The sequence below is a fragment of the Sphingobacterium sp. NPDC055346 genome, assembly GCF_053645235.1.
In genome coordinates this window covers 510,840-525,511 of record NZ_JBSHMI010000002.1, presented here as the reverse complement: position 1 = coordinate 525,511, position 14,672 = coordinate 510,840, and the positions used below count along the sequence as shown (strand labels likewise).

The 14,672-nt window shown below is 38.7% G+C and carries 22 protein-coding genes; 15 read left to right on the top strand and 7 right to left on the bottom strand.

Annotation, left to right across the window (positions count from 1 at the left end):
• Window positions 1-83: 83 nt before the first annotated feature.
• From ACWICE_RS06640 to ACWICE_RS06620, 5 genes are all read right to left on the bottom strand, one after another.
• The gene (locus tag ACWICE_RS06640) at window positions 84-824 is read right to left on the bottom strand and encodes a dienelactone hydrolase family protein (RefSeq protein ID WP_454297894.1); all 741 of its coding nucleotides are present in this window, start codon (window positions 822-824) and stop codon (window positions 84-86) included.
• Window positions 825-840: 16 nt separating this feature from the next.
• Window positions 841-1,707, bottom strand: coding sequence for an NAD(P)-dependent oxidoreductase (locus tag ACWICE_RS06635; protein ID WP_313258034.1), 867 nt, complete (start codon window positions 1,705-1,707; stop codon window positions 841-843).
• 8 nt (window positions 1,708-1,715) lie between these two features.
• On the bottom strand, window positions 1,716-2,831 hold the full coding sequence (locus tag ACWICE_RS06630) for an aldo/keto reductase (protein WP_313258036.1): 1,116 nt from the start codon (window positions 2,829-2,831) through the stop codon (window positions 1,716-1,718).
• Window positions 2,832-2,932: 101 nt separating this feature from the next.
• Window positions 2,933-3,868, bottom strand: coding sequence for a DUF1801 domain-containing protein (locus tag ACWICE_RS06625; protein WP_454297893.1), 936 nt, complete (start codon window positions 3,866-3,868; stop codon window positions 2,933-2,935).
• 11 nt (window positions 3,869-3,879) lie between these two features.
• Entirely contained in the window at window positions 3,880-4,332 is a 453-nt protein-coding gene (locus ACWICE_RS06620; protein ID WP_185217913.1) for an SRPBCC domain-containing protein, read from the bottom strand.
• A gap of 241 nt (window positions 4,333-4,573) precedes the next feature.
• Between ACWICE_RS06620 and ACWICE_RS06615 the strand changes: the two genes are divergently transcribed.
• The 15 genes from ACWICE_RS06615 to ACWICE_RS06545 all read left to right on the top strand — a co-directional run bounded on the left by ACWICE_RS06615 (window position 4,574) and on the right by ACWICE_RS06545 (window position 12,871).
• On the top strand, window positions 4,574-5,425 hold the full coding sequence (locus ACWICE_RS06615; RefSeq protein WP_454297892.1) for an alpha/beta fold hydrolase: 852 nt from the start codon (window positions 4,574-4,576) through the stop codon (window positions 5,423-5,425).
• A 74-nt stretch (window positions 5,426-5,499) separates the two neighbouring features.
• Window positions 5,500-5,916 (top strand): SRPBCC family protein, encoded by a 417-nt coding sequence (locus ACWICE_RS06610; protein ID WP_185217911.1) that lies wholly within the window; start codon window positions 5,500-5,502, stop codon window positions 5,914-5,916.
• A gap of 12 nt (window positions 5,917-5,928) precedes the next feature.
• Entirely contained in the window at window positions 5,929-6,324 is a 396-nt protein-coding gene (locus ACWICE_RS06605; protein WP_185211971.1) for a VOC family protein, read from the top strand.
• A 1-nt stretch (window position 6,325) separates the two neighbouring features.
• Entirely contained in the window at window positions 6,326-6,778 is a 453-nt protein-coding gene (locus ACWICE_RS06600) for an SRPBCC family protein (RefSeq protein ID WP_254530077.1), read from the top strand.
• A gap of 2 nt (window positions 6,779-6,780) precedes the next feature.
• On the top strand, window positions 6,781-7,215 hold the full coding sequence (locus tag ACWICE_RS06595; RefSeq protein ID WP_454297891.1) for a DUF1801 domain-containing protein: 435 nt from the start codon (window positions 6,781-6,783) through the stop codon (window positions 7,213-7,215).
• Window positions 7,216-7,289: 74 nt separating this feature from the next.
• A complete protein-coding gene (locus tag ACWICE_RS06590) occupies window positions 7,290-7,706 on the top strand; it encodes a DUF6157 family protein (RefSeq protein ID WP_454297890.1) in 417 nt (138 codons plus the stop codon).
• Window positions 7,707-7,821: 115 nt separating this feature from the next.
• Window positions 7,822-8,304, top strand: a complete 483-nt coding sequence (locus tag ACWICE_RS06585; RefSeq protein ID WP_185211967.1) for an SRPBCC family protein — start codon at window positions 7,822-7,824, stop codon at window positions 8,302-8,304.
• Between the two features lie 56 nt (window positions 8,305-8,360).
• Window positions 8,361-8,807, top strand: coding sequence for a VOC family protein (locus tag ACWICE_RS06580; protein ID WP_454297889.1), 447 nt, complete (start codon window positions 8,361-8,363; stop codon window positions 8,805-8,807).
• Between the two features lie 95 nt (window positions 8,808-8,902).
• Entirely contained in the window at window positions 8,903-9,283 is a 381-nt protein-coding gene (locus ACWICE_RS06575) for a hypothetical protein (RefSeq protein WP_454297888.1), read from the top strand.
• 27 nt (window positions 9,284-9,310) lie between these two features.
• The gene (locus tag ACWICE_RS06570; protein ID WP_454297887.1) at window positions 9,311-9,886 is read left to right on the top strand and encodes a dihydrofolate reductase family protein; all 576 of its coding nucleotides are present in this window, start codon (window positions 9,311-9,313) and stop codon (window positions 9,884-9,886) included.
• 91 nt (window positions 9,887-9,977) lie between these two features.
• Window positions 9,978-10,802, top strand: a complete 825-nt coding sequence (locus ACWICE_RS06565) for a VOC family protein (RefSeq protein ID WP_454297886.1) — start codon at window positions 9,978-9,980, stop codon at window positions 10,800-10,802.
• Between the two features lie 14 nt (window positions 10,803-10,816).
• Window positions 10,817-11,347, top strand: coding sequence for a DUF1697 domain-containing protein (locus ACWICE_RS06560; protein ID WP_454297885.1), 531 nt, complete (start codon window positions 10,817-10,819; stop codon window positions 11,345-11,347).
• A 25-nt stretch (window positions 11,348-11,372) separates the two neighbouring features.
• Window positions 11,373-11,894 carry an SRPBCC family protein gene (locus ACWICE_RS06555; RefSeq protein WP_185211961.1) on the top strand — a complete coding sequence of 174 codons (522 nt, stop codon included), beginning with the start codon at window positions 11,373-11,375 and terminating at the stop codon, window positions 11,892-11,894.
• A gap of 5 nt (window positions 11,895-11,899) precedes the next feature.
• Window positions 11,900-12,271, top strand: a complete 372-nt coding sequence (locus tag ACWICE_RS06550) for a nuclear transport factor 2 family protein (protein WP_454297884.1) — start codon at window positions 11,900-11,902, stop codon at window positions 12,269-12,271.
• A gap of 60 nt (window positions 12,272-12,331) precedes the next feature.
• Window positions 12,332-12,871 (top strand): hypothetical protein, encoded by a 540-nt coding sequence (locus tag ACWICE_RS06545; RefSeq protein WP_454297883.1) that lies wholly within the window; start codon window positions 12,332-12,334, stop codon window positions 12,869-12,871.
• Here the strand turns inward: ACWICE_RS06545 and ACWICE_RS06540 are convergent.
• Both ACWICE_RS06540 and ACWICE_RS06535 read right to left on the bottom strand, forming a co-directional pair.
• Window positions 12,868-13,998 (bottom strand): serine hydrolase domain-containing protein, encoded by a 1,131-nt coding sequence (locus ACWICE_RS06540; RefSeq protein WP_454297882.1) that lies wholly within the window; start codon window positions 13,996-13,998, stop codon window positions 12,868-12,870. The two genes, ACWICE_RS06545 and ACWICE_RS06540, sit on opposite strands and share 4 nt — an antisense overlap.
• Window positions 13,999-14,131: 133 nt before the next feature.
• Complete coding sequence (locus ACWICE_RS06535) at window positions 14,132-14,506, bottom strand: YkvA family protein (RefSeq protein ID WP_454297881.1); 375 nt, start codon at window positions 14,504-14,506, stop codon at window positions 14,132-14,134.
• Window positions 14,507-14,672 lie beyond the last annotated feature (166 nt).

Below are 14,672 nucleotides of genomic sequence, written 5' to 3'. Positions count from 1 at the left end.
TCTACAAAGATTCCACCCCATCGAAATAAAGCCCCAATTCCTTGGGGCATAAAACAAAAAATAATTTTAATGAATAGATTCCTTTATTTCAAGGCCTCTTTCAAAAACATGAGCGTATGATTCCATGCGCGTTTAGCCATCGTTGGATTATAATCAGGAGATTCCGGATTTGTAAAAGTATGTTTGGAATTGGCATAAGTAATGATCTGCCAATCTGCTTTCCCTTCATTTAATTCCTTGACCAAGCCCTCATAATGTTCCGGTTTTACCCCAGCATCATCTGCGGGGTGCTCGACTAATACTTTGGCTTTGATTTCTCCATTTGGTCGGTCGGCAGCTTTTGCTAGTCCACCATGGATGCAGACCACTGCTTCTACTGGTAAACCTCCCCTAGCCGTTTCTAACGCTCCGGTACCACCAAAACAATAACCTATAACAGCGACCTTGGTTGCCCCAGCTTTCTTTAGTTCGTCTATGCCTGCTTGGATCCTTTTTTGATAAGTTTGGTAATCATTCTTATACTGGGAGGACAATTTTGAAGATGCGGCATTATCCGCTGGTGCATTGCCGACTCCGTAGATATCAGCAATAAAAGCGATATAACCCTCTTTTTCAAGTGCTATAGCGGCATCTTTTGCCTCCTGATCGATTCCCTTCCATGCCGGAAGAATGAGAACTCCTGGAAGTTTTTGGCCCGCATTACTGCTGACCATCCCTTTTAAGGCCTGATTACCTTCTTTATAATCCACTTCTTTAAGCTCTTGGCCAAATACCGCATTGCTCAACAGCAGACTTAATAAAATTATAAAAGATTGATTTTTCATAATTTATAGTTTTGATTTACGATTCTAAATTTCCATGCTCTTTGATGAATGGGATAATGCTCATGACATCCATCGTAGCAAACCCAGCATCCTTGGCTCCCTGATAGGTCTTTAGGATATCTTGGGTCAATGGGTAATCAGCACCGGCATCTACCGCCAATTTTACATCTTTCAGCATAAGGTCAACCGAAAAGGCTGCGGGGAATTCATTCTTGATGATGGAAGCGGTCTTAACTTTGGAGGCTCCACTACCGCTGGCGCTTTCATTGATAATGCTCATCATATCTTCTCTAGATATTCCCAGTTTTTCTGCAAACAGAACAGTTTCAGCCATTCCTTGATATAATATGGACAGGTAATAATTGATACAGAGTTTTGCCGAAACACCCTTTCCATTTTTACCCATATATTTCACCTCCTTGCCCATCAATTCCAGATAAGGCATAACGCGCTGTTTGTCCTCTTCCTCGGCACCGACCATAAAAATCAAGGTTCCCTCTTTGGCTGGCTGGGTACTACCAGCAACTGGCGCATCGATGAAACTGGCACCTTTCGATTTCGTGATTTCAGAGATGGTCTTGGAAGCATCTTGGGAAATGGTACTCATATCCACAAACAACTTCCCTTTGATGTCCATGGTCAATATCGTCTCGTAGACGGCATGCACGGCATCATCATTGGTCAGCATAGTAAAAATGATATCGCAGTTCTTTACGAGGCTTCCGATATCATTGCAAGGAGTGCTTTTTTCAGCAAAATCTTGCATTTTCTCTGCAGTCCTGTTGTATACATAGAGGTCCAATCCAGCTTTTTCTAGATTCTTTGCCATTGGCTTCCCCATATTTCCCAAACCGATGAAGCCGATTTTATCTTTTATATCCATGCTGCAATTTAAGCATTTGGTACTGGAGCTTGTTCAGAAATAATCTTTTCATGTTTCAGCTCATCCCAGAATCCACTTGGTATTTTCACTTCAAAGGAAGCTGCATTTTGCTTGGCCTGTTCTGCTGAACTAGCTCCAGGAATAACAGAAGACACCACCTCTGGTGCTGCTGAAAATTGCAGAGCTGCTGTCCTGAGATCAACCTGATGGTTATCGGCTACCTGTTGAAGCTGTTTTAGCTTTTCAGCTGCAAATTCAGGGATCTTGGATCCATAGAGGTACCGAGGCTTGCCGGCTAGGAAACCCGCGCATAGTGGAGCGCCTACCACAATGGATAAACCTTTTTCGGCAATTTTAGGAAAGACCTGGGTAAGGTCGTCCTCATAATGGATCAGGGAATATTGGCAAGCAGAGAGGAAAATATCCGGATCTGCTACCTCCATCGTCTTTAAGATAGGTTCAATCGTATTGACCCCTAATCCCCAAGCCTTGATGATTCCCTCCTCACGCATTTTGGTCAGTTCCTTAAATGCTCCATTCTTTGCCGTTTCAAAATATGAGAGCCAATCTTTCCCCATATCGCCATTGTCGGGAGACAGATCATGGACAAATACAATGTCCATCGACCCAATGCCTAATCGCTGTAAACTATCTTCAACCGATTTCCTTGCCCCTTCAGCCGAATAATCATATTTATAGGAGGCATTCATTTGCCCCTTCCACATCAAACCTTCTTGTTTGTAATTATCGTGCGGCACCAATATCCTTCCAATCTTGCTGGATATGCTGTATTCCTCCTTGTTTTTTTCTTTCAGATACAGGCCCATCCTTCTTTCACTGATACCTAGGCCATACCATGGCGAAGTGTCAAAATACCTGACTCCAGCATTCCAAGCCGCATCCATGGCTTCATGACAAGCCAGGTCTGTGTTATGGTTAAATCCATTTCCTAACGCTACTCCTCCAAAACCACTAAGAGTTTTGGGACGAAACCTTCCTGATTGATTGTTTTTTTCCATTAAATTTTCTTTGCTTATCGGTCTATTTCCGGCATAGGATTTCCAGCCTAAGGAAAGGCTGCCACCTAAAACTAAACCTTGGTTGATAAAATCTCTTCTATTCATTCATTGATTATTTAAAGATTTATGAAAACCCTCTATTAACTGAACAGATAAAATTTGTATTTGTTGTATTAAAACAAAAAAAGCCTATCATTAAGATAGACTTATTTCTTGTATTTATCGTGTAAACCTTTTCCTTCGAGGATCAAAGGTTTTATTTTTTCCACCCGACTGAGTTTGGTTTTCTCTTGTTTGGCTTCGTCAATGTATTCGATATATTCTTTTTTCTTTCCGGGAGTAAGCTTTTCAAATGCTTCATTGAATATCCTGTCTTTCGCAAGCTCTTCTTTCAACAGGCCATCCACTTGTTTTGGGGCAGAACGGTCTGGTTTGATTTCCTTTCCATCCTTGATGGTCTGTACGGACTCTTCGATATAGGCTAGGATTTTCTTTTCATCCATATCCTTGATATCGGTAAACCTCCATTGCCTTAAAGATTTGGTTTTTCCTTCCGAAGCTGTAACCAAAACTTGTTCTTTATCCTCAAGGAAAACTCCATTGTAGAACCACAAAGAAAAGAAATCCTTGAATCCACCCCATCCAATGACGTTCTTACCTTCGTAAGTATAGACATCGGATCCCCATTTAATTTCTCGCTTGAGTGGCGTTTTATTCTTTAAGACGATTTGGTTCATCAGTTCCTGACAATCGTTCCAGCGTTCATTTTTGGTTTCCCAACTAGGATATTCCTTTTCTTTTAATCGCTCGGCATTGAATTGGACAATATCTGTAATTAATTTTTCAGGCAGCGCTTGGTCCAATGAAATTTGAATGGCTCCTTTTGAGGTTTTATATGGCTTAAGGGCATCTGCAAAATGTTCGATAGCTTCTGTTCCGGGATACAGTCCAAGGTGATTTTTGAACATGGCAAAATGGATCAAGTTTCCATTATACCTAAAAGTTGGCATCCTGTAATTGATAGTTTCCTTGGCTTCTTTTGGAGCCGCTTTTTTGATGATTGCGCGAACATCTTTCAATGTTTTTTGGCCTTCCCCATCAAAGCCTGCAATGTATTCATCGATATTGGTAAATGTTGACATAGGTAATCAGCTTAAGGTTTCATAAAATCAAAAGCCCCTTTTCTCAGGTTAATCCCATATTCAAGGCTAGCTTTCAGCGATGAAAGAAAATTAGCCCAACCTTCAGTTTGTCCAATGGCTTGCTTTATACCTTCTTCATTGACCGGCATATAGCTTTCCTTGATTCGGACTACCGTAAAATTATCATGGAAAGGTTCCAAAAAGATCTCTACCATCATCCCTTCTTCGCCTCCACTCCAATCAAATGATATGTAATCGTATGCCCGGATAAATTTTCCGGTTACCGGAAAGATATCTTCAAACTCAGGAAACTTCCATTCTACCGTCACTCCTTCCTCTAATCTTCCACTCGATCTTTCAATAAAATAATTGCTCATTTTTTCAGGATCTACTATAGCCTCAAAAACCTCTTCGATAGGTTTCAAGATCTGTATCGATGCTCTCGCACTTAGATTTTCGTTCATGTTGTTTTATTTGATAGTGTAAACCTAATTGAGTGTTATGCTAGGCTGAAAATGGATTATTAAAGTAGCTCTAGTTTTGTTAACGCCCTCAATTATAAATCTAATTTAATGTTTAATTTATCTTGAAAAAGATATTATTTATAAATCCATCCTAATGGACAGAATAAAACAGAAAAGATGATTACATTGTTTTATCATTAACGACGGACTAATTTATACAAAAAACCAGTTTACATAACATATGATGGATAAGATTGTACAGCATCAAAACATCAGTTTATTTACTCAATCCTTTGGAAATAAAAGAAATCCTGCCGTGGTACTGATTGCAGGAGCAACAGTTTCCATGTTGTTTTGGGACAGCGAGTTTTGCCAAAAGCTGGCGGACAAGGGGGTGTTTGTGATTCGATATGATTTTAGGGATACCGGTCAATCCACTTCTGTGCCTGAAGGTGAAGCAAGCTATGACATTGTAGATTTTGCTGAGGATTTGGTCGCTATTATAGATGCCTATGAAATTCCGGCAGCGCATTTAGTCGGTATATCTTTGGGCGGAATGATTGCGCAGATTGTAGCAATCAAGCATCCTGAACGGGTAAAATCTTTATGTCTATTCAGTACGATGCCATGGGGAGATTCGGACATTCCCGTCCCGGAAATGGACCCTATGATTTTAGAATTCCATGCAAAAGCAGCTGAAATTGATTGGGAAAATGAAGACAAGGTCATCCATTATTTGCTGGAGGGATCCCATTTGATGAGTGGCAAAAAACCTTTGAACGTTTTGCGAGCAGAGAATTATTTACGGGAATCCTATCGCAGGGCAAAAAATTTCAGGAGCCAGTTCAATCATGCCAGTATTGCCGGTGGTATGGAATACTATAATCAGTTGGATAAAATCAATGTTCCGGTCTTGGTAATCCATGGTACAGAGGATATTATCTGTCATTTTCAAAACGCCATATCCCTGATGCAAAAAATAAAAGGCCAAAATTTGGTTGTGCTTGAGGGTACAGGCCATGAATTGCATGAGGAGGATTGGAACCTGATCATCAATTCGATCAATAACCTAGTGAAGATTGGGGAGCAATAAATAATTTCTTGCCATAGGGCAAGTTGATGTAAATATTAATCCTTTAAATTCGACTAACACAAGAAAAAACTATAATGGAAAAGAAAAGAATTCACATTGAGACCTTAATCAATGCTCCTATTCAAACAGTTTGGGATGCTTACAATAATCCAGAAGATATTAAACAATGGAACCATGCATCAGAGGATTGGCATTGCCCCTCTTCTGAAAATGACTTACGCGTTGGTGGTAAGTTCAAAAACAAAATGGCAGCCAAGGATGGCAGTTTTGAATTTGATTTTGAAGGCACCTATACGGAAGTTACCGCCATGAACAGCATATCTTATGTATTGGGGGACAATCGCGAAACGGACATCAAGTTTAAAGACGAGAATGGAAAGACAGCTGTCAGCATTGACTTTGACATGGAGGCTTCAAATCCTGAGGATATGCAAAGGGAAGGCTGGCAAGCGATCTTGGATAATTTCAAGAAACACGTGGAAAGCAAATAAAAAACGAAGAACATGACAGAAAAGAAATATAAAGCAGGTCAGATCGTATGGGCAGATCTGACGACCAATCAAGCTGATTCCTTGAAGGAATTCTATAAAGATGTCATAGGTTGGCAGGAATATCCAGTGGCCATGAAAGATGGCGAGGAATCTTACAACGATTATGCGATGCTCTATGACGAGAAGAATCCAGCTGGAGGCATTTGCAACCAACGGGGAATCAATGCGAGCATCCCACCACAGTGGATCATGTATGTCTGCGTAGATGATGTGGCAGCTACACTGGAAAAGGCTATTGCCCGTGGCGGAAAGCTTGTGCATGAAAACAAGAAAGCCGATGGCACCTATAATTATGTAATCATTCAGGATCCAGCTGGTGCAGTTTTTGGGTTCGGTAAATTCCAATAAAATGAAAACAATATATTTTAGCGAGCAAATCAATGCTGATGCAAAAACTGTTCATTCCAAAATGCTAACCCGGGATAGTTATCGGGAATGGACTAAACCCTTCAGCCCTACATCAGATGTAAAAGGCAATTGGGAAGAAAATTCGAAAGTAAAGTTTCTATCCTTGGATCAAAATGGCAATGAGGCTGGAATGGTCTCGGTAATAGACAAGAATATCCCTGGAGAGATCGTGATCATCCGACATCTGGGCATGTTTGACCAAAACGGCGAAAAATATGAAGGTCCAGGAATTGACAATTGGCGAAATGCGCTGGAGATCTATAGGTTTAAGGAAGAAGGCGGGAAGACAAATGTCCTCTGCTCTTTGGAAATTTCTGATGAAGATGATCTACACATGTTTGATGAAATGTGGCCTGATGCATTAAAGAAATTAAAGGAAATCTGTGAACAATAGTTATGGCTAAAGTAAAAACGCAATTTACTGCAGATGATGTCTATGCATATATCGATGAAATAGACAATGAACAAAAGAAAAAAGACTCCTTGGCACTGATTGAGCTGATGGAAGAAGCTACTGGAGAACCAGCAATAATGTTCGGACCAAGTATTATCGGTTTTGGTCAATATCATTACATATATCCTACGGGGCATCGGGGAGACGCCCCTTTATTGGGTTTTTCTCCTAGGAAAGCTGCCATTTCCCTATATGTATTTACCGGATGTGAGGAACATAAGCATCTCTTGGAAGGTTTCGGAAAATTCAAGATGGGTAAAGCCTGTATCTATATCAAAAAACTGGAGGATATAAACATTAATGTTCTCAAGAACATGATGAAAGAATCGATTGCATTTATTTCAGATAAATACGAAAGGATCCATCCAGAAAAATAAACTTAATGTTTGCAGTTGACAAACTGTTGTCACTCCAAGGCTCTAATTTTATTCTGTAATCCAAAGAATGTATCATGAAAGTACATAGCACGAATTATTACAACACGTTGATCACTGTGGCTGAGGACTGTAAAACTTTAAAAGGTGAAATACCACCTCTAAAGATCGACAAATTGACTGTTGCCAATATGCAATATGATAGATTGATGAAAGAACCTGCAAAGGTTAATTCAGATGATCTGATCTTTGACATCCATGCGCAAAGGAAAGATTTACTTGAGGAGGAATTGGGAGAAGAACGAGAAAAATTCTATTCCAAAGGCCAAGCCTGTTTAAGGACCTCACCTCTTGCAAAAACCTATGGATGGGGCATTTATTACGATTCAGAAGGTAAAATACGGTTGATAGACAGTTCTAGCGATGAATATCAAACCATGTTAAGGGATGACTCGATCAAGAAGCTCCCAGCCATGCGTTCTTCTAAAAAATAGCTGACCATTCCATTTTTTGAACTGAAGTTTCATTACTTGTCCTATGGCAAGTGGATTCCTTGAGTCGCTCCGTACCTTAGATTTACTATTTGAAGAAAAACAAAACATATAAGCCATGGAAAAGAAATTTCAACATCAGATCAAGGAGAACGAAGTCATCATCACACGTACATTTGAAGCTTCTCAAGAACAAGTATGGAATGCATTTACCGATGCTAAAATATTAGACGAATGGTGGGCTCCCAAACCTTGGAAATGCAATACCAAAGAGCAGGATTTTTCTGTTGGAGGACGCTGGTTATACAACATGACCGGTCCAAACGGAGAGATCCATTGGTCCTACCTAGACTATAAAGAAATTGACCCTCAGAATTATTATACGGGAGAAGATGGTTTCTGTGATGAAAATGGAAACCCAAACAAGGATTTTCCAAGCTCAACCTGGAGGAATGACTTTTCTTCCAGTGATGGGGTCTGCACAGTGACCTCCTCTTGCAAGTACGACTCGGCAGAGACCCTTAAATCCTATTTGGATATGGGCTTTCTCGAAGGCTATGAAATGGGATTGAACAACTTGGAGGCCCTACTCAAAAAGTAATCATTGAAAAAAATTAGACACATTAATTAAATATAAACCAGAAAAATTAAAACATTATGGCAAAGGTTCATGCTTATTTAAACTTTAACGGTGATTGTAAACAAGCTTTTGATTTTTATCAGAAGGTTTTCAAAACAGAGGTCCAAGGGACATATCTATTCGGTGATATGCCAGCAGATCCAAATTTCCCACCTCTACCTGAAGATGCCAAAGGAAAGGTCATGCATACCTCCCTGCAAATCAATCCTGATACCATGTTGATGGGTTCGGATGTAGTGGAAGGTTTCGGACATAAACTGACCAATGGAAACTCTATTTATATCATGTTGGATGTACAGAATCCTGAAGAAGCCAAGGAACTTTTCAATTCGCTTTCTGCAGGAGCAAGAAATATTGAAATGCCATTGGAAGAAACTTTCTTTGCTGAACTGTATTCTTCTTTCCAAGATCAATTTGGCATCAATTGGATGATCCATTTTGAAGGAAACAAGAAAATGGGTTAAAAGACCTCTGATCACTAACAATTAATCAATCAGTACCACATTTTCTGAAATGTGGTACTGATTGCTAAGGAATTCATTTTATTGCAAGGTATCGTATGGGAAAATTCAAACTCAATGCTAGCAACAATATCGCATTAAAGATTCCAGAAGATTCATTCGAAAAGACATTACATTTCTATCGGGATATACTCTTGATGGATACCGAGGAAATTAAAGTAAATGACCCTTCCGTCAGCAGGTCAGCAAAGGTATCCTTTGGTCCTATCTGCCTTTGGTTAGATGCAGTTCCTAATAGAAAAGAACCGAAAGTACTATTTGAACTCAGCACAGACCAGCTTCAGAAAGCTATTGCTTATTTTAAAGCTAATGATATTGAGCTGGTCAATCCTGATGAAGAAGGATTAGAAAATGTGGATTGGATCAGGGATCCTGCAGGAAACATCCTTCACTTATCCACTGAAAACAAAGATTATTAGCTCGGCTTCTAATAAAAATCACACATTATGAGAAAATTAATCGTACAAGAATATGTTTCGGTGGACGGTTTTGCGGCCGACCGTGATAAAACCACCAGTTTCTTTGACGGAACGCGCATGCATATCGGAAAAGAGATAGATACGTATATGGTGGAATTCATCAAAACCATTGATAGCATCCTGTTAGGTAGAAAGACCTATGAAATGTTTCTGGACTTTTGGCCTAATGTTGATCCTTCCCAGGAACCAGTGGGACCTGGTCTGAACGCCACAGAAAAATATATTTTCTCCAATACATTGGAATCTGTTTCTTGGGGCGATTGGGATTCAGCCACCTTGGTGAATGAAAACTTTGCAGATTTCATTCATGAATTGAAAGCAAAACCAGGAAAGAATATAGTAGTCTGGGGAAGCCTCAGTTTAACGAAATCCTTGTTTGAGGCCAAGTTAGTAGACGAACTACATCTCATGGTCTGTCCGGTAGCCATTGGAAAAGGTTACCATTTTTTATCCGAACAGGAAGAACTTTTGAAGTTAAAATTAGTGTCGAACAATTCCTTTCCATCATCTGTTGTAAACTCGATATATCAAGTTTTGTATTAGGTGCAGAATCCAATAAAATAGCGTAGCCATGTCCTTTATCGAAGAAATTATACTCCTCACTCAATTAAACGATATTATAAACTATAAAATAATGGCAAACAAGATAATACCTTCACTTTGGTTTGATAACCAGGCTAAAGAAGCATTTGATTTTTATACGGATGTATTTCCAAACAGCTCAATCATTAAAGACAATGGCGTCGTGGTTGAAGTCAATATCATGGGTTTGAACTTTATTGGGATCAATGGCGGTCCTATTTTCAAACCTACCCCTGCAATTTCCTTTATGCCGGTCTTTGAAAGTAAAGAAGAGATTGACCAGGTATGGAACAAATTGTTGGATGGCGGTCAAATATTGATGCCATTACAGCAATATCCTTTTTCTGAATACTATGGATGGATTGCTGATAAATATGGTTACAATTGGCAGCTGTATTATGGACAACTGGAAAATGTCAACCAACAAGCAATTGTCCCTACCTTGATGTTCTGTGCTGAGCAACAGGGAAAATGTAAAGCGGCATTGAAGTTCTACGAAGAATTATTCCCAGATTTTGAGTTACAAGGCGTTTTGGAATATCCAGAAGGTCCTATAAAAGGACAGGTCCAACATACGCAATTTAAGGCAAATGGAGTGACCTTGGCTGCCATGGACTCTGGAGTTCCTCAACCATTCAGCTTCAATGAAGCTACATCAATGACCATTGTATGTAAAGATCAAACGGAAATCGACTATTACTGGAATAAAATTACCGAAAGCGGCCAAGAAAGCATGTGTGGCTGGTGCAAAGATCAGTTTGGGGTAAGTTGGCAAGTGGTTCCAAAGGACATCAGTAAATTGCTTCAGAATAAAAATGCTGCTGATGCACTCATGAAAATGAAAAAAATTGAGATATCTTCGTTAGTAAATGCTTAACGAGAACACTAATTATGCAATATATCATCTTCTTAAGGGCAGTAAATGTTTCAGGCAAGAACCTGATCAAGATGGCAGATTTAAAAGAAAAGCTCGCTAAAGCAGGCTTTCGGGATGTGCAGACCTATATTCAAAGTGGCAACATCGTCCTGCAGTCGGATGAAGATTCCGAAAAGGTTGCAACACAAATTAATTCGTTGATCCTTCAAGAGTTTGGGTTAGATATCTCGGTCTTTGTTCTCACAGAAGAAGAATTAATGGCCTCACTGGAGGCTTGCCCCTTCCCTTCTGAATTTGCTCCGAATCATGTATTCATTACCTATTTGGACAACCAGCCTGAAAATGCTGCTTTAGAAGGTTTTAAAGCTATTGATCTTGGACAAGAGGAATATTTGCATAAAGGAAAACTATTCTACTTTTATTTGCCTTCGGGGATGGCAAAAAGCAAGTTGAACAATAATTTCATTGAGAAGAAACTGAAAGTGAATGCAACTGGCAGGAACTTGAATACCATTAACAAAATGCTAACGTTGATAACTAAATAATATCAAACAAAACAATTAACCACAGATGAAATTTTTAAAGTATTTTTTATTGACTGTACTAGGTATAGTTGCATTAATTCTGATCATAGCGGCTTTTGTCCCTAAGGATTTCCATGCTGGTAGTGAAATCAGCATCAACAAACCGAAATCAGAGGTCTTTGAGTATGTGAAACTAATGAGGAATCAAGGAAATTACGACAATTGGTCCCGACAGGATCCAAATATTGAGCGTCATTATGAAGGCACCGATGGTACTCCAGGCTTTGTTTACACTTGGAAAAGCAAGAAAGTTGGTGATGGGAAACAAGTGCTGACCAAAGTGGATTCTGCTGCTGGAAGAATTGAAATGGACTTATTCTTTAACGGAACAGGAGACGCCAATAAATCTTTTATGCAAGTCGATGCGATCAATCCGGAAAGCTCAAAAGTTGTTTGGGAAATTGATGGCAAAATGCCATATCCTTTCAACCTCATGGGCTTGTTCTTTGATATGAACAAGGATTTTGATGCAGGATTACGCCATTTAAAGGAGATTCTAGAAAAATAGGTAAGATGAATGTAATTGCGCCCCAGGACTGTGACAATGCACCCAAGCGAAGAATCATCAGGGACCTCAATATTGCCTTTGCGAAAGGTGATGTTAAGGCACTCTCGGAACAGTTCCATAAGGATATCGAATGGGAAATGATTGGGGATAAAACCATATCAGGCTATGATGCTGTAGTCGAATATCTAGAAAAAATAAAAAGTTCCAAGGCTAATTCCTTGGAACTTAAACAGATCATCAGCCATGGAAAACATGCGGCAGCAAGCGGAATTCTTTGCTTTAATACCGAGAAAATAGCCTTTCATGACTTCTATGAGTTTTCATCTGCTGGCTCTGATAAAATCAAGAGAATCAGCAGTATGGCAATTTCCATTTAAATAGACTTCAGTTTTTATTCAAGAATATTATCTATTTTTATTGTACTAATTATTAACGGTATGAAAAGATATTTTTTCTTTGCCTTAATGTTGGGGACCATGGCATGTAGCAATAATACCCAACAATCAAAACAAGATCCCTTAGATACGCTTGCCAATCTTGAATTCGATAAGAACCCCATCGGTAAAGAAGCTGGCTGTAAATGGCTAAAAGATAGTATTGAAAGCTATTTTGTAAAAGATAGTGGCTTCGATAAAATGAAATTGTTGACCACCGAGGATTATTACAACTTTAAGGTCGATGCCATGAATACCGGATTGGATATAGACAGCAGCATAACCAAATTTGAACTCAAGCAAAAATGGGGCAATAAATTTGAAATAGATACAGCTAGTCTAGGACAAGGGTTTTTGATCTCTGGACAAGACTGGGGAGAAATCAAGGTTTCAAGTTGCGATCTCTTGGATGAAAACGCTTCAGAATTGAACTTAAAGCTGATTATTTCAGATTGCAAATTGCAAACGGACTATCACCGTGACATTAAACTTGTGCTAGACAACAATCAGATCAAGATTGCTAATGTAAAGGAGTATGATTAATGCTCGTTAGCATAGGTATCACTTAACCATTTGAATACTGGCTTTTTCTCCTGTTGCTTCAGTTTAATATCCAAGATATTTAATAGCTCTTCTATAAAAGGATTGATTTTCTTATCATCTCTATTGGTAAACAGACTGATATTGATGTCTCTCAAAGGAATGCTCATCACCAAATTATTGAAACCTGTGCTTTCTCCGGTATGGAAAAACACCTTATTCCCAAATTGATCGGTGGCTACAAACTTGCCCATACTATAGGAACAGTCCTTATTTATAGCGATGATGTTTTTATCAAAAAATTCGTTAAAGTTTGAACCCTCTTCCATAGATTTAATGAAAGCTTGGTTCCAAAGTTTATATTCACTCGCTGAGGTATATACCCCACCATCTCCTTTTGTAGCACTGGTAAGGCTTTGATCTGCAAAAACAAACTCATTATCCTTCAAATGATATCCATAGGCTCTATCCTTAATTTCGTCTTCAGGATTATAGACTAAGGAATTGTGCATATTCAATGGCTTAAAGAAATGATCCCAAACAAATTCGCTAAAGCCTTGTCCCGATGCTTTCTCCACGATCAATGCCATAAGGCAATAGGCCGTGTTGCTATAACGAAACTTAGTTCCAGGACTGAAATATACTCGATCTAAAGGCTCAATTAATTTCAGCACATCCGAATCATGTAATTGTTCCTTCAGACCTTTAGGAATGATCTCTTCATAGTCGACAATTCCAGAACTATGGTTCAAGAGTTGAGGTACTGTCGCATTCCTGATTTCTCCTTTAAGGTTTGGGAAGAAATCACTCAACTTTGCAGTATTAACATCTATTTTGTTCTCCTTAATCAATTGATAAATAGCAGCAGCCGTAACCTGTTTGCTGACCGATGCCATTCTGAAGTTTGTTTGGACATCAATCTTCCTTCCAGTTTTTAAATCAGCAATGCCCTGCCCTTTTGCATAAATGGATTTATTGTTATTATCATAAACTTCCAGTACGATCCCTGGATCATTATCCTTGGGATAATACTCCTTCATAAGGTCATCTATCTTTGACTTCACATCCTCTTGTGCGAAAGTAAACTGCAAATTGAATAATAAAATAATGGCAATGATGGTCTGCTTCATAATTTAGGTATTAATTTCAGCCAATATAATTATTATTAATTGCAAAGACCTGAAACAAAAATTATTTAACTAGATAAAAAAAATAGGCGTTAATTTTCATTAACACCTATCCCTAACTTATACTTTACTTGACCTAATTTACTGTGCTTATTCCAGTTTTCTGGAACTTTCTATAGCGATCTACCTCATCTGCTAACTTTGAAATTGCAAAGCCAACGATGGAAGCGTCATCCAACCATCCCAACACAGGGATAATATCTGGAATAGCATCTATTGGGGAAATAACATAGACGATTGTCCCCACAATAATGGACATATTCCATTTGTTCATCTTGTATCGACCGGAGAAAGTATCCTTTATCATTGATATCAATAGTTTTAACTCATTGGTTTTGCCTTCTAAATGCTGAGCTTTTCCTTCAGCGATCTCTATATCTTCGTTTGTTAATTTTCTATTCTTAAAAGTATTAAACAGTAACAATGCCCTGTTAAAATAGTTTTTTTTCATTCTGTTTTTCATCAGTTTTTAATAAGACCTCACAAATGTAAAACGGTTTAATGAGCAATTCATTATTTTCTCTCTAATTTTTAAGGACGCTTAGCTACACAGTTAAAGTATTGAAAACAAATAATTAACATTTACACAATATCCAGGAAACAATAACGTTATCATT